This window comes from Mucilaginibacter sp. UR6-1 (genome assembly GCF_020880975.1).
GTDB lineage: Bacteria > Bacteroidota > Bacteroidia > Sphingobacteriales > Sphingobacteriaceae > Mucilaginibacter.
The window spans coordinates 192,554-213,496 of record NZ_JAJIWP010000005.1; the positions used below are offsets into that span (position 1 = coordinate 192,554).

Annotated in this window: 26 protein-coding genes; 7 read left to right on the top strand and 19 right to left on the bottom strand. The window is 45.6% G+C overall.

Annotated elements, in window-relative coordinates; all coding sequences use genetic code 11:
* Positions 1–195 precede the first annotated feature (195 nt).
* From LJ707_RS17615 to LJ707_RS17625, 3 genes are all read right to left on the bottom strand, one after another.
* On the bottom strand, positions 196–1,119 hold the full coding sequence (locus LJ707_RS17615; RefSeq protein ID WP_228953480.1) for an alpha/beta fold hydrolase: 924 nt from the start codon (positions 1,117–1,119) through the stop codon (positions 196–198).
* Positions 1,120–1,123: 4 nt separating this feature from the next.
* The gene (locus LJ707_RS17620; protein ID WP_228953482.1) at positions 1,124–2,032 is read right to left on the bottom strand and encodes an NmrA family NAD(P)-binding protein; all 909 of its coding nucleotides are present in this window, start codon (positions 2,030–2,032) and stop codon (positions 1,124–1,126) included.
* A gap of 74 nt (positions 2,033–2,106) precedes the next feature.
* A complete protein-coding gene (locus LJ707_RS17625; protein ID WP_228953484.1) occupies positions 2,107–2,667 on the bottom strand; it encodes a Crp/Fnr family transcriptional regulator in 561 nt (186 codons plus the stop codon).
* A gap of 162 nt (positions 2,668–2,829) precedes the next feature.
* Here LJ707_RS17625 and LJ707_RS17630 point away from each other — a divergent pair, with 162 nt between their 5' ends.
* Entirely contained in the window at positions 2,830–3,282 is a 453-nt protein-coding gene (locus LJ707_RS17630) for a DUF305 domain-containing protein (RefSeq protein WP_228953487.1), read from the top strand.
* Positions 3,283–3,376: 94 nt separating this feature from the next.
* Here LJ707_RS17630 and LJ707_RS17635 read toward each other — a convergent pair whose 3' ends face one another.
* From LJ707_RS17635 to LJ707_RS17685, 11 genes are all read right to left on the bottom strand, one after another.
* A complete protein-coding gene (locus tag LJ707_RS17635) occupies positions 3,377–3,592 on the bottom strand; it encodes a hypothetical protein (RefSeq protein ID WP_228953489.1) in 216 nt (71 codons plus the stop codon).
* Between the two features lie 103 nt (positions 3,593–3,695).
* Positions 3,696–4,796, bottom strand: a complete 1,101-nt coding sequence (locus tag LJ707_RS17640) for an AI-2E family transporter (protein WP_228953490.1) — start codon at positions 4,794–4,796, stop codon at positions 3,696–3,698.
* Positions 4,797–4,899: 103 nt separating this feature from the next.
* On the bottom strand, positions 4,900–6,135 hold the full coding sequence (locus LJ707_RS17645; protein ID WP_228953491.1) for a DUF2254 domain-containing protein: 1,236 nt from the start codon (positions 6,133–6,135) through the stop codon (positions 4,900–4,902).
* 2 nt (positions 6,136–6,137) lie between these two features.
* Positions 6,138–6,578 (bottom strand): hypothetical protein, encoded by a 441-nt coding sequence (locus LJ707_RS17650; protein ID WP_228953492.1) that lies wholly within the window; start codon positions 6,576–6,578, stop codon positions 6,138–6,140.
* Positions 6,579–6,616: 38 nt separating this feature from the next.
* The gene (locus LJ707_RS17655; RefSeq protein WP_228953493.1) at positions 6,617–8,047 is read right to left on the bottom strand and encodes a trypsin-like peptidase domain-containing protein; all 1,431 of its coding nucleotides are present in this window, start codon (positions 8,045–8,047) and stop codon (positions 6,617–6,619) included.
* Between the two features lie 83 nt (positions 8,048–8,130).
* Positions 8,131–8,448: an HPF/RaiA family ribosome-associated protein gene (locus tag LJ707_RS17660; RefSeq protein WP_228953494.1), complete on the bottom strand. Its 318-nt coding sequence runs from the start codon at positions 8,446–8,448 to the stop codon at positions 8,131–8,133.
* Positions 8,449–8,458: 10 nt separating this feature from the next.
* Positions 8,459–9,037: a hypothetical protein gene (locus tag LJ707_RS17665; protein WP_228953495.1), complete on the bottom strand. Its 579-nt coding sequence runs from the start codon at positions 9,035–9,037 to the stop codon at positions 8,459–8,461.
* A gap of 4 nt (positions 9,038–9,041) precedes the next feature.
* A complete protein-coding gene (locus tag LJ707_RS17670; RefSeq protein ID WP_228953497.1) occupies positions 9,042–9,602 on the bottom strand; it encodes a hypothetical protein in 561 nt (186 codons plus the stop codon).
* Positions 9,603–9,614: 12 nt separating this feature from the next.
* Positions 9,615–10,040 carry a hypothetical protein gene (locus LJ707_RS17675; RefSeq protein WP_228953499.1) on the bottom strand — a complete coding sequence of 142 codons (426 nt, stop codon included), beginning with the start codon at positions 10,038–10,040 and terminating at the stop codon, positions 9,615–9,617.
* A 302-nt stretch (positions 10,041–10,342) separates the two neighbouring features.
* On the bottom strand, positions 10,343–10,813 hold the full coding sequence (locus LJ707_RS17680) for a DUF2147 domain-containing protein (protein WP_228953501.1): 471 nt from the start codon (positions 10,811–10,813) through the stop codon (positions 10,343–10,345).
* A 262-nt stretch (positions 10,814–11,075) separates the two neighbouring features.
* Positions 11,076–11,750, bottom strand: coding sequence for a DUF421 domain-containing protein (locus LJ707_RS17685; RefSeq protein WP_228953503.1), 675 nt, complete (start codon positions 11,748–11,750; stop codon positions 11,076–11,078).
* Between the two features lie 317 nt (positions 11,751–12,067).
* Between LJ707_RS17685 and LJ707_RS17690 the strand changes: the two genes are divergently transcribed.
* The 6 genes from LJ707_RS17690 to LJ707_RS17715 are packed head-to-tail and all read left to right on the top strand — an operon-like array spanning position 12,068 to position 17,934.
* Positions 12,068–12,922, top strand: a complete 855-nt coding sequence (locus tag LJ707_RS17690) for an SDR family oxidoreductase (protein WP_228953506.1) — start codon at positions 12,068–12,070, stop codon at positions 12,920–12,922.
* Between the two features lie 25 nt (positions 12,923–12,947).
* The gene (locus LJ707_RS17695; RefSeq protein ID WP_228953508.1) at positions 12,948–13,124 is read left to right on the top strand and encodes a DUF6496 domain-containing protein; all 177 of its coding nucleotides are present in this window, start codon (positions 12,948–12,950) and stop codon (positions 13,122–13,124) included.
* 1 nt (position 13,125) lies between these two features.
* On the top strand, positions 13,126–14,124 hold the full coding sequence (locus tag LJ707_RS17700) for an SDR family oxidoreductase (protein ID WP_304610906.1): 999 nt from the start codon (positions 13,126–13,128) through the stop codon (positions 14,122–14,124).
* Positions 14,125–14,166: 42 nt separating this feature from the next.
* Complete coding sequence (locus LJ707_RS17705) at positions 14,167–14,685, top strand: (2Fe-2S)-binding protein (protein WP_228953510.1); 519 nt, start codon at positions 14,167–14,169, stop codon at positions 14,683–14,685.
* Complete coding sequence (locus LJ707_RS17710) at positions 14,678–15,706, top strand: xanthine dehydrogenase family protein subunit M (protein WP_228953512.1); 1,029 nt, start codon at positions 14,678–14,680, stop codon at positions 15,704–15,706. Before LJ707_RS17705 ends, LJ707_RS17710 begins: the two co-directional genes overlap by 8 nt.
* Positions 15,703–17,934, top strand: a complete 2,232-nt coding sequence (locus LJ707_RS17715; RefSeq protein ID WP_228953514.1) for a xanthine dehydrogenase family protein molybdopterin-binding subunit — start codon at positions 15,703–15,705, stop codon at positions 17,932–17,934. The genes LJ707_RS17710 and LJ707_RS17715 overlap by 4 nt, the downstream gene beginning before the upstream one ends.
* Positions 17,935–17,954: 20 nt before the next feature.
* Here the strand turns inward: LJ707_RS17715 and LJ707_RS17720 are convergent, their stop codons facing one another.
* From LJ707_RS17720 to LJ707_RS17740, 5 genes are all read right to left on the bottom strand, one after another.
* Complete coding sequence (locus tag LJ707_RS17720; protein ID WP_228953516.1) at positions 17,955–18,197, bottom strand: hypothetical protein; 243 nt, start codon at positions 18,195–18,197, stop codon at positions 17,955–17,957.
* 287 nt (positions 18,198–18,484) lie between these two features.
* Complete coding sequence (locus LJ707_RS17725; RefSeq protein ID WP_228953518.1) at positions 18,485–18,883, bottom strand: TraR/DksA C4-type zinc finger protein; 399 nt, start codon at positions 18,881–18,883, stop codon at positions 18,485–18,487.
* A 39-nt stretch (positions 18,884–18,922) separates the two neighbouring features.
* Positions 18,923–19,585, bottom strand: a complete 663-nt coding sequence (locus tag LJ707_RS17730; RefSeq protein ID WP_228953520.1) for a flavodoxin family protein — start codon at positions 19,583–19,585, stop codon at positions 18,923–18,925.
* Between the two features lie 48 nt (positions 19,586–19,633).
* Complete coding sequence (locus tag LJ707_RS17735) at positions 19,634–20,086, bottom strand: PA2169 family four-helix-bundle protein (protein WP_228953522.1); 453 nt, start codon at positions 20,084–20,086, stop codon at positions 19,634–19,636.
* A gap of 148 nt (positions 20,087–20,234) precedes the next feature.
* Complete coding sequence (locus LJ707_RS17740; RefSeq protein WP_228953525.1) at positions 20,235–20,879, bottom strand: Na+/H+ antiporter NhaA; 645 nt, start codon at positions 20,877–20,879, stop codon at positions 20,235–20,237.
* Positions 20,880–20,943: the final 64 nt, after the last annotated feature.

The window sequence follows — 20,943 nt, forward strand, 5'->3', positions numbered from 1 at the left end:
CTTTTGGATATTCGATCAGGCTACTGATATCAAACCTTTGCAGTTCCAAATCAAATGCAGCGCGTGGTAATCAATATTCATGGAAATTGGATTTGATATTTTTGCCTTAGCAATGCAGGTAATAAGACGCGGAACAGCGTCGAAGTGATCAAATAATACAAACCACTGCTATTTCTCTATTCAACAACAATGAAATTATGAACTGACAGGTTGCCGGGCAATATGTTCCAAAACTGCTTCGTAAACTGCTTCAGGATTTTCTTCGAACATATAATGGCCGGTACCTTTCAAATGGACGATAGTATAATCGTCAGCGATCATTGGAAGAGCATATTGATAGAAACCATAGGAGACGTTGCTGGCAATACCCAGAACAGGCATTTTAAACTTTGAATAGGTTTTAGCATCCGCTATGTCCTGATTGAAGGTTTGATACCAGGCATTAGAAGCCCGGATACGCTCGGGCTGGTCGTAAATAGCTGCATAAACACTTCTGTCAAAATCAGACATCTTGCTGTCATCTGACATCACATATTGAAATAGCCAGTCCAGTAAATAACGATACCGGCCCTGTAATAGTTGCTCCGGTAAACCCTTCACCTGATTGAAGCCCATCCACCAGGTGTATGGCTGCTCATTATCGATCTTGTTACCAAACTTACCCGGAGCCGGCATTAATCTCATTTGCATCATCCCTTCATTTGGATGCAATCCGTCTGCCAAAATCAGACTGGTAACAACCTGTGGAAAATTATAAGCTAAGCTGGAAGCTACCATACCGCCAATGTCATGTCCGATTACATGCGCTTGATCGATATCCAGTTGACTCATCAATTCGTAAATATCTGTTGCCATAGTTTTTTTATCGTAACCTGATGGAGGTGTTGCCGAATCGCCCATCCCGCGGATATCGACTACGATCACTTTGAAATGCTTCGCTAATTGTGAACCTACCGGGTGATAAGAGTACCAAGATTGCGGCCAGCCCGGAAGGCATATCAATACGGGGCCTGCGCCTCCTTGTACATAATGCAGTGCTGTTCCGTTAACACTTACCGATTGACTGGTAAACCCGGGCCATTTCCTGATCAGTTGCTGGTTTTGATATTTTAATTCCATGGTGTTAAATTTTATCTTTTTGAAATAAATCCTTTAATGTCTGTTCAGCAGAAGTCCAGTTCGATATGTCATACCTGTCATTATTAATCTCTTTGTGATGCGCAGTGAACATGCTATGCAAGTATTGCATTTGTTGCCATTGAGGGTACAGTTGTTTTTCGCCGTCAGCCTGCTCTTGCCTAATTTTTCTGATATAATCAGCAAAGTAATTTATAGGTCCTCGTTCTTTTAATTCGAACTTCGCCCCGAAGACCTTTCGGGTCAATTCAGCCAACTCGTGTGGGCTTACCCGGAAACTTGCGATGTTTAGAAAACGTGGTGAACTATCGTCCAAAGCAACGGCGGCAGTGTATTCAGCAGTGTTGGTTACCGTTGTAAAATCTATTTTCCAATCAAGTTTATCCTGGAAATAGGCGATGGATCTTTCTTTGGTATCAAGCAAAGGAATATTATTTTGCAAAACGTAGGTAAAGGCACCGTTAAAGATCGATGTGGCGTGAATTTCTGCACTATCTAAAATCTCCTGAAATTCTTTGCGTAAATCAAAATTCCTGTTATCGCCTTTTTGCAATTGGGTGAAATCGGTACAGAAGTCAGAGGGAATAAATCTTTTGACACCTGCTTTTAACGCGGCGTTTAATAACAGTGTTTGCGCTGTTACGATGACATCATACAAGCCGGCCAACGCTGAAACGACACAAGAAACGTTATCACATGCTGAAATCAACGCCGCTTCATCCCCATAATTTACAGTAATTACTTCCGCCCCGGCCTGGCTTAGGTTGTGGACTCGGTCATGATTACTGCCTTCTCTGATCAATAGCCTGACATGTGCACCTCGTTTGATAAGTGCCAAACAAATCTTGCCACCTAAATCCCCTGTGGCTCCTGCTAATAAAATGGTGTTTTTCATGGTTCGTAAATATTTGTTTTACAAACCTACAAACAAGCATGAAGCTTAAAACTACCATTTGGTAGTTAAGAAGATCAACGGATATTTTTTCGGATCCGGCTTAGGGCGTTTGGTGTAATTCCCAAATAGGAAGCCAGTTGCTTCACTGATACAAGTTGCATAAAACCGGGTTTATTTAAGAATTCAAGATAACGTTCTTCCACAGACATGGTTTGAAAACGGATGATCTCATCAATCATCCTCACGGCCATGGCTTCCCAGGTCTTGCGGCCAAATTCCTGCCATTCCGGTAGTTTTTTGTAGAGGTCTTCCATGTTACATTTACTGATGCAATACAACTCAGCTTCTTCAATTGCCTCAATGTTAAACCTCGTTGGCGCGTCACAACTCAAACTGGATATTTCAGCAAAAAATTCACCAGATTGCACTATCCAGGCCGTTAGTTCGATTTCCTTCGGATAATAAAATCTTAAGGCGCCACTTTTCAGATAATAATAAAAAGTGGAAACTTGTCCTTTTTTTAACAGTAACTGGCCTTTTTTTAAATAAACAGGCTTAAAGCAACCAAGAACCTCCTGTAGTCCATCACTTGATATTCTAACGACCGAAGAAATGTGATTTTTGAGTTCTAACATAAATTTGTATATGCCGATGCGATAAAACTAATAATTTAGATGTATATTAATTTCTTTATACAGATCAATCTATTAAAGATATTTAAATCAGTACATACCTGATCGTATAACATCGTAAACAATTAAGCTGGTTGGAGGTTGATTTGTTCAAAGCGCATTGTCATGCAGGAAAATCATTATCCAAAACTTGCCCTATCCCTGTTCATCTCTTTCTTTGTTATGTACGGAGTTATGTTTTTGAACGTAGATGAATTAGATCATATTTATTTAAGCCTCACCCGCCTTTATATGACCTTGTTAATGGTATCGCCCATGGCGATTATCATGCTGATCGTAATGAAAAAGATGTACAGCAATAAAATGCTGAATGGGGCGATCATTGCAAGTAGCACCATTGTATTCACTTTATCATTGATCTGCTTACGCACACAGGCTTTTATCGGAGACACGCAATATATGAAAGCGATGATACCGCATCATTCATCGGCGATCATGACCAGTACACATGCGGGAATTAAAAATGCGGAGGTTCGTGGATTGGCCGACAGCATCATTAAGTCACAACGGCAAGAAATCCAAAAGATGAAAAGCATGTTGGATAAGCTGGACGAATAATATGATCAGATCAAAAGAAGGTATGTAAAATGATTTGTTTAACTGAGCTTGCTTTGATCTCAGTACTCTAAATTTAAATGGCCGACTTAGATTTTTAACGTTTCATCAATTCAACATAGTTATCCTCCAGCCAACAGGTGTAATCGCTAAAGTTTGTGAGCATGACATCGGTAAGGGCTTGACCGTCACCGGTAACAACAACAGGCTCACCATTTATGATCGTGCGGCCGATCGATACGATGATCGTTTGGAGCAAATGGTACTGTCCTAGCGCCTCGATATCCTTTAAAAGTTTATAATCGATAAACATATTTAGCCGGGTGTTGTGATCAACGCGCTAAAATGATATTTCTTAGAAAGGAATCTTCCTTTAATGTATCGGATAAAGTCATTTATGAAATAGCGGTTTAACGTCACGATTTGAACCAGCTTTTGATCTTTCCAGTTAAAGGCTTTTCCTTTTTTTCCTCATCGCCATTTCCGATCAAATAGCCATAGGGCTTCAGTGGCTCGATGTGATCAAAAATGATCTTGAGCATGCCCAATAGCGGAATGGACAGCACCATACCACCAATGCCCCAGACGGCCTCGCCTAATACCAGCACCATAATGGTGAATAGCGGGCTGACGTCAACATCCTTGCCCACGACCAGTGGTTGGAGAATGTAACTTTGTATGAACTGGACCAGGCCATAAGTAACCAGTACACTGATCACCATGCTGCTGCCGCCACCCTGCGCTAAAGCCATCAGCACGGTCAGGCCTGTCCCGGTAAGATTACCGACGAATGGTATGATCTCCAGTGTGCCGCAAAGAATAGCAAAGAAAATCGCGTTATTTACGCCCACAATAGAAAAGCCGATGCCGTACATGATCCATAAACAAAAGATCATTTTGGCCAGGCCGGAAACATAATTCTGCGCCACTTCTGTGGTTTCTGAAATGATGAGTTTGGCATTGTCCTGATCTTCTGTTTTGACAAGCTTTAAAATGAATTTCTTAAAATGCGCCCGGGAGTTAATTAAGAGAAATATATAAATGAGCAGTAGAACTGTCGTCGTAAGCGAACTAAGTAAGCCAGCAGCGAAACCCGCCACATAGGTAGCAGCACTGCCAGCACCTGAAGAGCCCTGTTTCTTGAGCATTTGGTTTTGTTGCTGCCTGGAGACACCGAACCTGTCACTGACAAAAGCTTGTGCCTGACCCAGATATTTATTGAACTGTTGCTCGATCTGTTCCAGGTTAGCTTGCAGATTGGATACCCGCCAGCTGATCAAAAACAAGAAACCCGCGACGATTGCTATGAGTGCCAGCACACATATCACCGCGCCTACTGTCCGGTTGACACCCTTCTTTTCCATCCACCTGCTGAAGGGCAGGAAAAGCATGGCCAAAATACCCGCGAGCGCCACCGGGATCAAAAAGCTTGCTGAGAAGTATAAGCCCCCAAAAATAAGGAAAAGCAATAAGAGGGTTTGTACACTACGGGGTAAAAGTTCGTTCACTTTATTCATGATCTTTCTTTTATAGAAGTATTGCTCAGCTAAAATGCCTAACGGGCAATACGGTTTATTGATAGAAGTAATATTAAGAGGTCGGGTATATACGCCGTTCCGTTCAGTCTTTATTGATGGTCTTTTCATTGATGCGGCTGAGCATTGCTGTTAAGACCTGTACCTGGTGATCATTAGGATTTCCGTCCAATAACTGAACGGTCATCGATTTCAGTGTTTGCTGGATATACCTGTCATCACATCCATAATCCCATATCGGCAAAATACATTCTCTGAACAACTCATCAAAACCTCGTTCGGTCAGGTAAATATAGACCTTGCCATCTTTATCATCTATCTCTGTTTTAGGATAATGTTTAAGGCGATACTGAAATAGATCCGACAGGGCATGGATACTTAGTACGGCCGTCTGAGGGTCATTGATCCCCGGACTCAGCGCTTTCAGCGCTACTTCAGTCAACTGGTGAAATCCGTAATAGTAGTTTTGATTGATAGATTGACCGGTATAGAAATCGAGTGCTAACAGCAACTCTTCTTTATCCTCTTTTTTTAAGGGTACCTCAGAGTAGAAAATGGCGACAGGTTGGCCTTTCAAAAGGAACGTGCCTGGGGGATGCAGCAGTTTTATAGAGCCATTGCGCTGACTGGCAGCATCCAATAGTTGTTTTTGATCAAAGCCCTGATAATATGCGGAAGAGCTTGTTTCAATGATCTGTTCGCCCGATGAAGGTATATTTTTATCAGAAAACGCTGTAACCGTGCAGGCTTTTTTCAGCGCATTAAATGTTTGCTTGTGAACGCGCGAAATGATCGTTTCGAACTTTACGGACTGAGTGACGTAATGCAGGAAATAAATGAAAACGAATATGTCAGCGATAGTGACGACCAATAAAAGATAGATACTTAAAGCGGGCACATAAATACCCGATTCAATGTCCCGGATCGTACTTAACAGGAACAGCGCATAAACAATGGTTCCGATATAAAAACCCAATACCAATTGCTGAAAGCGATTACCGATCATGCTTTCCAGCATCCGGTTGCTCATTTGGGATGCAGCCTGGTTGAGCAGGATCATGACCATCGAAAAGCTGAACACCATTAACGAGATAATGCCGCCCGCTATGGTGGATACGATAGTGCGGGCAGTGCTGGCGTCCTTCAGCCTTACCCAACTGTAATTACTTTTAATGTGCTTTCCAGTTTCAGAAAAGTCCAGCTCGAGCATGAGCCAGGACAGTATGAGGAAACCGATCGCGATGAGTGCAGGATAAAACGCAATGCTGTTGATCGTTTTATTATAAACCGCCCTTAAAGTTTTAGCTATACGGCTGGTCATGGTCAGGGATTTGTGCCGGGTTTGACCGCATATATACTGTCTACCACGAAATGACTGACACCCCGCCATGGCAGCGTATGGAGGTATTCCTTGTAGTGCAGTTCCAACATGCTTCCGGCATGGTGATTCAAGCTATCTGCCAAACGCGAGTCTGTTACCGAAAACATAAATTCATTGGAAGTGATGGCACCGGGCTGTTGTGTTCTGAAACCGGACTGGATCAATCTTCCTTCATGCGTTTTAAATAAATAACCCTTCTCTACAAAGTAATTGAGTTGTCCTGCTTTGACCCCTTGCCCAAATACAAAGTAATAACGGTAATAAATAACGGACACTAAGCCGATAAAAAGAACGATCCCTCCAATGATCAGTATCTTCCTGATCAAGGGCTTGTGCCTGGACGGGCTGTTAACTTTGGTACTATATTCTTCGCTGTTTTTCATTCTGGTAGATTCATTATTTACAAATAGGGTTTAAAAATTTAGGCGCCGAGCGATAAATTGAATACGATACGTGAACCATCGGGTGTAACGCATTCAAAGCGAACAATACCGTTTCGTGCGGCTTTAAAGGCTGCTGCCATTTCATTCACGCTCGTGATCCGGCCACCATTGATACTTAGGATGATGGTGCCTGTCGGAATACCGATCCTGGCGAACAGCCCTTTTGGATCGATAGCGGTCACAGCCAGACCTGTATTTAACTGGTAATGCTGCTTGAACGCTTCGCTTAACGGCGCGAAACTGGCGCCCAATTGCGCTGATAAAGCGGGTGCAGGCAGGTTTTCCTCAGCAAGATCAGTTGACTCCTGGGCTTTCAGCGTAACGGTAGCATCAATTTGTTTATCACCCCGCTTCAGCACTAATTTAAGCTTGTCTCCCGGATTATGCCTGGCTATCCGTTCAGAAAGTTCCACCGATGAGCTGATCTTCGTGCCATCGATCTCCTGGATGATGTCGCCCGGCATTAGGCCGCCTGCCGCGGCCGCACTGCCTTTCTGCACATCGGTCACGTAAGCGCCCTGGACACTGCCAGGTTTGATGCCTTGCTGAATGAGGAACTGATCTTCGGTGGCCGGCGACGGAAAGCTCACACCTAACAAGCCCCTTTTTACTTTGCCGTATTTAATGAGGTCATTTACGATCTTCTCAGCCAAATTAACGGGAATGGCAAAGCCGTAACCTTCGTAACTACCTGTTTGAGAGGCGATAGCCGCGTTGATGCCAATAAGCTGGCCGCTGGTATTTACCAAAGCACCGCCGCTATTACCGGGGTTAATCGCTGCATCCGTTTGAATGTAAGCTTCTACCGCTGAACTAACGGCAGAGGCGGTGGCTGGTCGACCTTCTTCAGGTTGCCCAATGATGCCGATACTTCGTTCCTTTGCACTGACGATCCCCGCCGTTACCGTGGTGTTCAACGAAAATGGATATCCTGCGGCTAACACCCATTCACCAATCTCCACGTCATCAGAATTACCGATCACGATCGGCGTAAGGTCATGGGTATCGATCTGAATAACGGCCAGGTCTGTATTGGGGTCACGCCCCACCAGTTTCGCCGGGAAGATCCTTTTATCGGTCAGGATCACTTCGATCGCAGTGGCACCTTCCACAACATGGTTGTTGGTGATGATGTAACCATCTTTACTAAAGATCACCCCGGAGCCTGATGCCATTACCTGCGCGGGCGCACGTGAAGAACCATAATAAGGATCATATCCGTTTCGGGCGCCATCAGGCCGGTTTAGCTTTACCTTGATGTGTACGATTGATCGGGTAACCAGCGCGGCCGCTTTCCTGAATTCAGGCACATCGGTTGATGACCTGCCCCCGGACCGGACATTGGAAAAATAGACGGATCGGGCTGCAGTATCCTTGCCGTCAACAGCAATATTACCCCCGGGCATCATGACTTTAAAAGTACCGAAACTGACAACCACTGCGATCAGTGCGGTGAGCGCGATCAACCCAAACTTGTTCATGTCATTATAGCTTATTTTTTAAGGTTTTGTTTGCCCATCACATGGTCAAGTAAATTTTTGATCTTATTGATGGCATCATTTACGGCGGTTTCTACGGTATCTCCATTCGCCCTAACGGATAATGGCTCATGTCCTTCTATGCGTGCTTCCAACAGACATCGCTTGTCATCAGGTCCGGACTTCCCGGCATTCTCATCACTTAAATGTAATTCGATCCGTGTAAGGTGGCTTTCGAACCGGCTCAGGGCATTGGTCAATTTATCTTCCAGAAAAGCCTGAAGGCGTTCATTGCCGTCGATATTTTTGTCTGTATTGATCTGTATATTCATCTTTTCGTATTTAGTTCATTTTTTCTAATAGCTGGGCTGATCTTTCGAAAAAGAGTTTTACCTTATTTTTCTGATCAAGCGTCAGCACATCCGGGTTAATTTGTTGCGCAGCCGAACTGACGGCAGAGGCGTCCCCGGCGAGCGAGGGGTATTTCGCCTGCTGCAGATTGGCCATCGCCTCACTCAAAATATCTGCTGCTTTACGAATATTGTCTGCATGTGTAATAGCAAACGGATCGCGTGTGATCTTATTGGCATCGGTTTCCGCCTTGTTAAGATCGGCCTTCACCGCATAACCAACGGCTTGTGCCATTGCACTGACTGCACTGGAAAGTTTAAGTAATGCCTTATTGGAGTATTCGTGATCCAAACCCATCCGGTTGTGATCATCGTTGATGAATCTGATGAACGATACTACGGTAGTATCATTTTCGCGCTGATCGATCAGGTCAACCTCCGGCTTTTGCAGGTTCACGGACCGGTTTCCTTTCGGGCCGTTCACATATAGAAGATAGGCTATAAAAGCCATGATCACGATCGCAAGCAAGACCCAGGTGAAAGGAAATATTTTCTTTTTTTGTTCACTCATGCTATTAAGTTTTTCTTCGTGGTATATGGATAACTACCGCACCCAGATCCTTCCATCTGGCGCAAACAAGATCTTCATCCTGCTGATGGTGCGGTACGAATGCTAAGATGATCTTGCCATCTTTCAGCCCGCTGGTAAACAGGTCAGCTTGTGTTTTAGTTGGATCGCCTGCGATCATATTCCCAATGATTCCGCCGGTGATCCCCCCGGCGCCTGCACCTAAAAGACCTGCTGCGACCGGCCCCATCAGTACCAAACCTAATCCCGGGATAAAAAGGTTGCTGCCAAGCGCGCCTATAGCAAAGGCAATGCCTCCAAGTAAGCCCCCGGTGGTACCGCCTACTACAGCGCCGTTCACAGGGGTTATATTCTCTGATCCGTCGTTATCTAGCAAGCTATTCTTTGCATATAGTTTATCCCGCGTGGTGCTGGTCATAGCAACGTTAATGTCCACCTCAGAATATCCCATATTCCGAAGTTCGTCATAAGCGGTTTCCGCATTTTGCTGATCACTGAACAAGCCTGATAAGAAAAGTTCATCGGTGTTTTTGACTAATTTTCCCATACAACAAATTTTTTAATTTTTACCTTTTGTGGTCAGGATGACCATGCTACCAGGTTGTTGAATGCGGGCATCATTTTCGGCAGTGATGAAGACTCGCTCCGGTTTAAAAGGACTGACGGCATTCAATTCTCCTTCCAACACACTGGAGAAAAACCCGCTGCTGCTTTTTAACTGGCCGATATTTCTGGTACCGCTTTTCTCTGTGACCATCCAAACTACATAGAGGTCTCGTTTGGGTTGCAGTCTTTCAGGGTCTGCCAGACGCTTGATCTTCACAGCAATAGCAAAGTTGCCGTTGCCATCCTTGCTGATCTTGGCAAAGCCCTCTGCAGCCGGTACGACCGGAGAGGTAACAAATGTTAATTTTCTTGAACAGGAGGTTAGTGCAAAGGCCAGGAAAAAGCTTATAAATACAACATGGCGGACAATGATTTTCATAACAGGAATTTAATTAAAAGGTAAACAAATGAAGAATACCTACTTAAATAGAGACCCTTGTAAATAGTACAGTTATATAACGGAATTGTTCTACCGAGAGTTAAGATATTGTACTTCAAGTCAATTATTTAAGTAACATCAACTGAATGACTTTTGCACAAATGGAAGCATTTCTATCGTATGCTATATACGTGGCAAAGCACAGCTGTTCAAGGGATGAGTTTTTTGCGGCATCTACTTACTTATGCCTAAGCCAGGGTAAGTAGAACTTTGTATTTAACAACCAATTCGTTGATATTCGATCATTTGATGCGGTGAAAGGTCATGCTTTTACCGATCCACTTAAAGTGCCAGTAGCCCCTGACCTTAAGACGATCTTTTTTATCGATCGATGCCGAAGCATTCCATTCTTTTCCATGTTTGGAGTCGTAGACCTTCCCATTTTCCCAGGTGCCTTTGTTAGCATTATATTTCAGATCACGCAAAATACCCATACCCAAGATGTTACGGTCACGCAATTTCGGATCAGGGTTCCGCTTATCTTTCCAGTAACTCATTGGCTTACCTTCGGTATCGCTGAACCAGATGATTTTGGCTTTGAAGTCATTATTTTCCGTGTAGACCTGAATCCGCAAAGTTTTGGCCTGGTTCTCCCATTTACCACAAATGCGTTCGCGTGGCGCGATGTTCTGCGCTATCGCTTGAGGAATAGATAAAATTATTAAGCTAATTATTAAGAGCGAGATAGTGACATTTTTGACGATCCAATACATCTTTATTAGACTAACTAAAACCCTAAAAGTTTAATTATGATTGACCGTTCAAGATCCTTCGCATAACAATTTGATGCCCATTTAACATTAACAATTGATGAAAATCTTTAGTTTTTTTCAGACTCCTGATCAACACGATGGCTTTACAGTCTGAGATGAGAATTTAAGCCATTATCTATACGCAGAACCATAAACGCTCATTTTCCTAACCGATGATTATTGTAAAAGCTGAATGTAATTGCTTTTAATTACACTACAGCCTTCACGAGATACGCTTATTATAGAAAGGTATTCGCCATTCCTGTTCTTTACATTCCGGGCAGGTTTGTTGGATGCCGCCATGTGACAGTTGACCGCAAAAGTTGCAAACTACCTCAAGTGTATCTGCAGCTGACAGCCCTTCACCCGGAAAGATAGGCAAACCCGGTTTGATGTCATCGTCATCATAAAATAACACACTGAATTCACCCGATGTTTCTAATACTATCGACTTTACCTGCCCTAAGTGCTCCACGTTCTGTAAACGCAGTTCAGAGAATAATTCATCACGGGACAGGTTGGAATTTTTGAACGTTCGGTAGAGCAGTCGCCCGTCTTTCATTAAGTATTCGGGTTTGCCCTCCAGCAGCTTTTCCGCCCACCTGACTTTATCGGTCAGTTTAGTGATAAGTATGTACATCATAATCACTACAGTGAACACTGTAAATGCAGGCAACAGACCCACATCTTCGTAAAACATAGGGTCGCCTGCCGCGGAGCCTAACCCGATGATGAGCACCAGTTCAAAGACCGATAGCTGTTTAATGCCGCGTTTGCCCGATGCCCGCAGCGTTACAAGGATGACCACGAACATAATCATCGTACGCAACCCCACTTCCAGCAGGAAATGGAACGGGAGATCGTTCATGAGTATACGGTTAAGGTCTAAACTTTTCATGATCAGTGATGGCAGGTGCTTGTTAATTCAATAGGAAGCGCCACTGCACATATAAGTATCAGGATATGCAATTGTTTCATCGCGGCGGTAAATTTCGAAAGCCCAAAGGCTGCACTATGCTTTATCAACCCGGAATGGTGTTGCAAACATTAGCTCCCTTGTTTCAGCAGTTTTTCCAGAACACCGTGTTAGCTGTGGTTTTCAAAAAATTTACCTCATCAACGGTGGTCTTATAGGTATTCGATTTAATTGCCAGCGAAGCAAACTAATCGAAACTTTGCTGGTTCAATTTATTAATTAGTAATTAATAAATTTCTATGGCGACTTCAAGCAAAACTCCTGCGAAGCAAAACAAACAACCAGGCATAGAAGCCAAAATGGATCCGGCACCGGAATATATCAAGGCGACCTACAGACCTGCCGGAAAACTCTCAGGCAAGGTAGCGCTGATCACCGGTGGCGACAGCGGAATAGGCCGCTCGGTGACCGTTCATTATGCTGAGGAAGGTGCCGACGTAGCTATCGTTTATTTGGATGAAGATATTGATGCAAAGGTCACACGCGACCTTGTGCAAGCCACAGGCCAAAAATGCCTTTTGCTCAAGGGAGATGTGAAGGACGCTAAGTTTTGTAAACAGTGTGTGGAAAAGACGGTAAAAGAGTTTGGCCAACTGAACATCCTCGTGAATAACGCTGCTATGCAGTTCCCCGAGAAAGACGTGAAAGCCATTGACGAAAAACAACTGGATATCACCTTCCGCACCAATATCTACGCCTACTTTTACTTTGCCGAAGCAGCCTTAGAACATTTAAAGGCTGGCGATAGCATCATCAATACAACATCGGTCACTGCCTACCGCTCATCACCGGCACTCATAGACTATTCGTCCACTAAAGGCGCGATCACCACGTTTACGCGGTCACTGGCTACTAACGTTACTGAAAAAGGTATCCGTGTAAATGCCGTAGCGCCGGGGCCAGTGTGGACACCACTCATCGTATCGAGCTTTGATGAAGAGAAGATCAAAAAATTCGGCAGCGAGACGGCCATGAAACGTGCAGGACAACCATCTGAGCTTGGGCCGGCATATGTTTTCCTGGCATCAGATGACGCTTCGTTTATCACAGGTCAGGTTATCCACATCAACGGCGGCGAGATCATCAACGGTTAAGATAAACATCTATCAAAAAAACATTATGGCAAAGTATTCAGAAAAAGCACAGGACAAGGTCCATCAAGCTTTACACGAGGAAAAAGAAGGCACCCTGAAAAGCGGTAGCGGTAAAAAAGTGACCAGTAAAAAACAAGCCATTGCGATCGGCCTTTCGGAAGCCCGGAAGGAAGGAGCCAAAGTACCCAAAAAGAAAGAATAATATGAACGAAAAAGATAAAATGAGCCGTAGGCAAATGGTTGCTGGGTTGGGTACCACCATAGCGGCGGCCGCAGTAGCACCCGCATTCGGTGCAGTAAATAATACATCCATGCAAAACTTAACATTAGACGACCCCACCACCAAATATCCCAGACCACCCTTTAAGGAACAATCGCAACCCTGGCCGGGACTGGCAAATAAAATGGAACCGAGGCCTGATCATGGCGAGACCAGTTACAAGGGCTCCGGCAGATTGAAGGGTCGTAAGGCATTGATCACCGGAGGCGATTCAGGTATGGGGCGTGCAGCAGCCATAGCCTACGCCCGTGAAGGCGCAGATGTAGCGATCAATTATTATCCTACCGAAGAGGCGGATGCACAAGAGGTGATCGCATTGATGAAGAAAGAAGGCGTAAAAGCCATTGCCATTCCCGGTGACCTTCGTGAAGAAGCGTTCTGCAAAAAGATGGTCGAAGAGGCCGTAAAGCAGCTGGGAGGGCTGGATATTTTGGTGAACAACGCTGCAAGGCAACAGACCAAGGCTTCGATCATGGATATTACCAGCGAAGCATTTGACGCTACCATGAAGACCAATATTTACGCCCCGTTCTGGACCACTAAAGCAGCCTTGCCACATCTTAAAGCAGGCGCGGTCATTATCGGTACAACATCTGAACAGGCGTACGACCCATCGGCAGAATTATACGATTATGCACAGACCAAAGCGGCTACGACCAATTATGTAAAATCACTGGCTAAACAATTAGGGCCTAAAGGCATCCGCGTTAACGGCGTGGCTCCAGGGCCGATATGGACCCCACTGCAGGTAAGCGGCGGCGCTACGATGGAAAAGCTGAAGCAATTTGGCGGACAGACCTCACTTGGAAGGCCGGGACAACCTGTAGAACTCGCCTCCATCTATGTGCAATTGGCCGCAAGTGATGCCAGTTATGCCACCGGGCAGATCTATGGTGCCTCAGGTGGAGGCGGACAACCGTAAACAAAGCAAAAGTGTATTGTTCGATCATTAAAATTCAACCTCATGGCCAGACCCGTTCCTGATACCACCAAAACAACTACATCTACCACCGCCAGACAGATTGGTTTAACGGTCAACGAAAAGCATTTGACACTTACCATATCGCCCTATGTTACCCTGCTGGATGCCCTGCGTGAGCACCTGCACCTGACAGGCACGAAGAAAGGCTGCGATCATGGGCAATGCGGGGCCTGTACGGTACTGGTCAATGGTAAGAGAGTATTAAGTTGCCTTACGTTAGCAGTGATGAAAGATGGTGCAGCCGTAACCACCATTGAAGGCATAGCCGGGCAAGATGCCCTTCACCCTATCCAAAAAGCGTTCATCGAGCAAGATGCCTTTCAATGCGGTTATTGCACCCCGGGGCAAATCTGTTCGGCGGTAGGGCTAATCTCGGAAGGGAAAGCGCACACGAGACAAGAGGTGGTCGAACTCATGAGTGGCAACCTTTGCCGTTGCGGTGCCAATCAGCAAATCATTGACGCGGTAATGGAAGTAGTCGACGGAGGCAACCATGGATAACTTTGACTACAGGCTGGCCGCTACAACTGCGGAAGCACAACAGCTATTTTCAGCCGGCAAAGGGGCCAGGTACGTTGCCGGCGGCACTAACCTGATCGATCTGCTTAAATATAATCTCGCAGATGCCGACATGCTGGTCGATATCAACCAAACCCAACCTGCAGTTATCAAAGAACTGGCCGACGGTGGCGTTCGGATCAGTGCTTTAATGACCAATGCAGAAACGGCCTATCATCCGCTGATCGAGCAGCGGTACCCTCTACTATCTAAAGCTATCTTAGCGGGCGCATCAGCGCAGATCAGGAATATGGCTACTAATGGCGGCAACTTATTACAGCGCACACGCTGTTATTACTTTTATGATGCCGCATCCCCCTGTAACAAACGCAACCCAGGCTCAGGTTGTCCTGCAATCACCGGACAGAACCGCATGATGGCGATCCTGGGAACCAGCGAACATTGCATTGCAGTCTTCCCGTCCGATATGTGCGTAGCGCTGGCGGCGTTAGAGGCGGTTATCCTTATCAGCGGACCTGATGGTCAACGAACGGTAAAGTTTGAGGACTTTCACCGTTTGCCGGGCGACCATCCGGAGATAGACAATATCCTAAGGCCGGGAGAGCTAATTACGGCCATTGATCTTCCGCCAGCAGGATTTTCCAAAAATTATGCTTACCTTAAATTAAGGGACCGCAGTTCTTATGCATTTGCATTAGTGTCAGTTGCTACAGGATTTGAACTGGAAAATGGTATCATCAAAAATGCGCGTATCGCATTAGGGGGCGTGGCACATAAACCTTGGCGCGTAAAAGAAGCGGAGAAACAGCTCATTGGTAAGCTCGTCAACAAAGAGACACTGGGAACTGCCGCAGATAAGATATTACAAGGTGCGATGGGGTTTGAGCATAATACTTTCAAGATCGAATTGGCCAAACGAGCGATCATTCGCAATGGACTCACTGCACTTAAACCTGAATTGCAACTACCCGGTGCACAACCGGCCGACATTTCCATGTTATGACAGAAATGAATACCACGATAGGAAAGCCGATCAGCCGTTTAGAGGGCTTTGATAAAGTGACCGGCGCGGCAAAATACGCCGCCGATCATCATGTGCCAGATATGCTTTATGGTTATGTAGTGAACAGCATTATTACCAAAGGGCGTATCACAAAGATCCATACCGATGAGGTAATGGCTCTGCCAGGCATTTTGGAGATATTGACCCACGAGAACCGGATGTCAACAGCCTGGTTCGATATCCAATATGCCGATATGGATGCACCGAGCGGAACGGTATTTAAACCACTGCATGATGATCGCATCAAGTACAATGGCCAACCCATCGCTTTGGTGATCGCGGAGACATTCGAACAGGCCCGCTTGGGTGCGGCAAAACTTCGTGTCGAATACAAAGAGGAAAAGCAACATGCTACCGAACTAAAAAGTAACCTGGAAAGGGCACGTCCGCCTAAACCCGGCATGGCTTTCCTGCTAAAACCACCACCGCCCAAACCAACAGGTGACTTTGAAAAAGCTTACCAGGAAGCAGCCTTCCGCGCTGAAGGAGAATACCATCACAGCGCCGAATTTCATAATCCGATGGAATTGTTCGCCAGTACGGTGCTCTATGAAGGAAAGGGCAAGTTGACGATCTATAGCAAGACTCAGGGTACCATCAACGACCAGACCTTTATCGCCAATGTGTTCGGGTTGAAGTATCAGAATGTCAGGGTTATCGCGCCGTACGTAGGAGGAGCATTTGGCTCGGGCTTGCGCCCCCAACACCAGCTCTACCTTGCGGCTATGGCGGCTTTGCAATTGAAAAGGCATGTAAGAGTGGTATTGGACCGCAGCCAGATGTTCACCTTTGGCCACCGGCCGCAAACGCTGATGCAAATGCGCATCAGCGCAGATGAAGATGGTAAGGTTACTGGACTGAACCATGAAGGTTACGGCGAGACCTCGACCTACGAGGACTATAGCGAGATACTGGTAAAATGGGCGCCTATGTTATATCCTGCTGCCAACACGCTGTTGAAATATGACCTGGTGCCACTGGACGTAGCTACTCCCTTGGATATGCGTGCACCGGGAGGCAGTACCGCTTTTCATGCCATTGAATGCACCATGGATCAGCTGGCATATCAATTAAATATAGATCCCCTTGAATTACGGATCAAAAATTACAGCGAGGTCGACCCGTTAGAAAATAAGCCATTTACTTCTAAAGAATTAAAAGCCTGCTACCTTCAGGGTGCCGAAAAGTTTGGTTGGCTTGACCGTAAGCCAGAACCCCGAAGCATGCGCCGGGGTAATAAACTCGTGGGCTATGGTATGGCCACCGGTATGTGGGATGCTATGCAACTACCTGCAAGGGTGGAAGCCAGGGTCACGCCTGATGGCAAATTACACATCAAAAGCGCGATAACTGACATCGGCACCGGCACGTTCACCATAATGACCCAGATCGCTGCCGAACAATTTGGCATGGCAATGGAAGATGTGATCTTCGACTATGGGAACAGTGCTTTACCATTTGCCCCCATACAAGGTGGTTCCTTTAGTACCAGCACGGTGGGTATTGCTGTGGTCAATGCTTCCAAAGCCTTGAAAAAAAAGCTATTAAAGCTGGCTATAAAGGCAAGTGACCAATTTAAAAGTGCCGATGTCGGGACTGTCAGTTTTATTAAAGGCAATATCGTTTACGGCGATCACTCGTTATCTTTTGTTGAACTGGTAGCCGCCAATGGTGCTAAACCTATTCTCACCAGGAACATGGGTTATCCGCATGCGCTCAAACTTCGCAAATATGCTATGGCGGCACACAGTGCGGCCTTTGTTGAGGTGGAAGTGGATGAAGAGCTTGGCTTTATTAAAGTGACACGAGCACTTACCGCGGTAGCGGCCGGACGTATCATGAACCCCAAGACCGCACGCAGTCAGATCCTGGGTGGAATGGTCTGGGGGATCAGCAAAGCTTTGCATGAAGAGACCTTACTAGACCCTGCCATGGGAAAATACATGAACCAAAATCTGGCCGAATACCATTTGCCTGTACATGCTGACATTCATGAACTGGAAGTTTTGTTCGTAGAGGAAGAAGACAAGATCATTAACGAATTAGGTACCAAAGGAGTGGGTGAGATAGGTTTAGTGGCGATCACTCCGGCCATTGTGAACGCGATCTATCACGCGACCGGTAAACGTATTAACGACCTGCCGGTACATTTTGATAAACTGTTGTAACGGCCTGATCTGGTGGAAATCTACCACCTATAAGCAATGATGCCAGCTCTATTTTGAGGGTTGTTGCCTTGTCGTTCAAACTTAAGTCCATTACTTAAGCTTTCATGCAGGCGCGAATGAACGCATGTACAGGTATTTTTCGAAGGTTCTTTGTCCATATCTTCTGTTGCCAGAATATTCAAGACCGGCCTGTCCATGCTGATCTCCCCGACCAGGTGGCCATGGAACAGTGTGCGCCATTTGATGGAAAGGTCGGATTGCATGATCTTCAGAATATGATATTTTGGTGGATCTGTATCTTTTTTAGGAATAGTTCCTGTTCACATAGGAACCACGACAAAGGTGAATGTCGATGCCATGGGCATGAACATTATACCCGGGCAACTCATTCAATTTTCAGTTGATATAATTCTTTACTATGCACGGGAGGAATAACCGAAAAACAACAAAGCGACGATCAGGCCAGGCAAGAATTTGCTGAACATTGAGAGGGAAAGCAGCCACGTCAAAACTTTAGTTGCTGGTAATGACGTCAGTTTGTTCATTTGATCTAATATTGCCTCAATTTAGCCTCCATGCTCATTGTCGTGTGTGGTACGGCCCGCATACGCTCCTTAGGTATCAATTTTCCCGTTACCCTGCAAACGCCGTATGTCTTGTGCTCTATGCGAACCAGGGCGGCTTCCAATTGCTCTATAAATTTCTTTTGACGTCCTGCCATTTGGTGCATCGTTTCTTTTTCCAGGGTCGCAGCACCATCTTCTAAAGTTGAATAAGCGGCGCTTGTATCCTCAGTACCGTTCGAATACTGGTTTCCCATTGAAGCCACTAAATTATCCAGTTCAATCCTTGCTGCATCGATCTTGCCGATGATCAGTTCCCTGAATTCTTCCAGTTCCTTGTCAGAATAGCGGGTAGCCGGGCTATTTGATATATGTTCTGTGTTCATCCACCATTAACAATTCGTACAGATGCCTGTTTGAGCAGTTCAATTTTCTTTATCGCTCTCTGCCTTAGCCTTGTTTTCAGCTGCTAAAAGATCTGTTGCGATCGGATGCCGGGCCAACAATTTTGCGAACCAGGCCAAATTTCCGGTCATGTAGCGCAAGCTCTTATTGGTGTAGAGATAACGTTCGCCACCTGCCTCAACATAGTCTTTCTCGCCACCTGCTACACCCACCCAGTAGGCATTTGCATTTGGTGGAATGGTAAAACCGACTTCCTGCAATGACCAAAGCACCTGTGCAGCACAACTATGTGCCCCATCTTCATTACCCGTTATTAAACATCCGGCAACTTTGTTGTAAGGCATGAACTGTCCGTTTTTCGGATCTATCAGATCTTCATCCCTGAAAATAGCATCCAATCTTTCGATAACCTTCTGGGCAGTAGATGCCAGATGTCCCATCCATATCGGCGTGGCGATCACAAAGATATTACATGACTTTATCTTCTCAAGGATCAGCGGCCATTCATCGCCGTCGCCCTCATCAGATGTGTTTCCAGTAAGGACGGTAAAGTCGTTAAGACGGATGATCTCAGTTTCAAAACCATTTTCCTGCAATTGTACAGCAGCTTTTTTGGCCAATGCTTCGGTATTTGAAAAATTTGGTGCGCGTTTCAGCGTACAGTTAATGAATAATGCTTTCATAAGAATAAAAAAGGAGCTGTATTAACAGCTCCTGCAAAGATCTTTAGGTTATGATTTGGCGATGTCACGTAATGCTCTCACTTCATCATGGGCGGCGTTGATCCCAATTTGCTGGCGACCGACCAACTCACGTGCGTCACCGGTCAGGTCAATATCTGCCAGGGCATCACTATAGGCTCTTTTAATCGCGTCCTCGCCGCGCTCCGCCTCCGACAAAATGCTTTCCCTGGTACTACCCCCAAAAAGAGACTTAACATCGATCCATGCTCGGTGTAACGTTCCGGCTACGCTGTTGCCTGTCTCTACAGCTGCACCTTCTGCGCCTACCAAAGCTGAAAGTTCCTGGCTGTTCTCTCTGCTCTGCGCTGAATAACGCTGAAATAACGCTTTCAGGTCAATATTCTCATCATTTATATCTGCAATGGCTTTCTCAAAACCTGCGATACGATCATTATTGATCTCGATCAGTTCATTCAGTACTTTGCTCTCCGTCGTTTCCATAGGTGTTTTTTGATGTACAAAAAGAACCCGCGATCAACTAATTTGTTTGTAAACCTATTTCCTAGAACAATCTTATTATCCTTATCCGCGTGCTTCCGTTGGTTTAGCCATTTAGCTAATCAGCTGATCATGTTTGTGAAACAGATAATTAAGTTCGAGGTCGTCCTGCTTTCTTCAACCAAACGCTTCCAAAAATACCTGCACAAAGCGATGCGATCAATATCCCGTATTTAGCCTGCTCTACCATCTGCTGATCTGAAAAAGCCAGGGAAGAAACAAACAATGACATCGTAAAACCAATACCCGCTAATATAGCCACGCCGACCATGTGCTTCCAGGAAGCATCCTGTGGCAGGTCTGCCATTTTACTTTTCACCATCAGCCAGGTAAATGATAACACGCCGGTAAATTTCCCGATCAGCAGTCCGGCAATTACGCCGATACTGACGGGGTTAACAATATCCCTTAAAAAACCGCCTTTTATGTATATCCCGGAATTGGCCAGAGCGAACACTGGCATAATGACAAATGCCACCCAGGGATGCAGTGCAGATTCGATCTTTTGTAATGGTGTCTGCGCGGCCAGGCTCAATCCTTTAATGTCTTCGATCAGCTCATGCTGTCGCGGGGTAGTCAGTGTGCCGCAGTTTGGAATCTCCTGTTCAAACGCAGCCGCTAATTCACGCAACCGTTCGGCATAACGTTTTTCATCGACCTTTCGACGAGCTGGTATGGTAAACGCTACCAATACCCCGGCAATCGTCGCGTGCACGCCTGAAAGCAGGAAACCCACCCAAACGCCAAGCCCGATGAAGCTTTTTATCAGGCGAAAAGGCGGTATTTAATATTGATGCCAT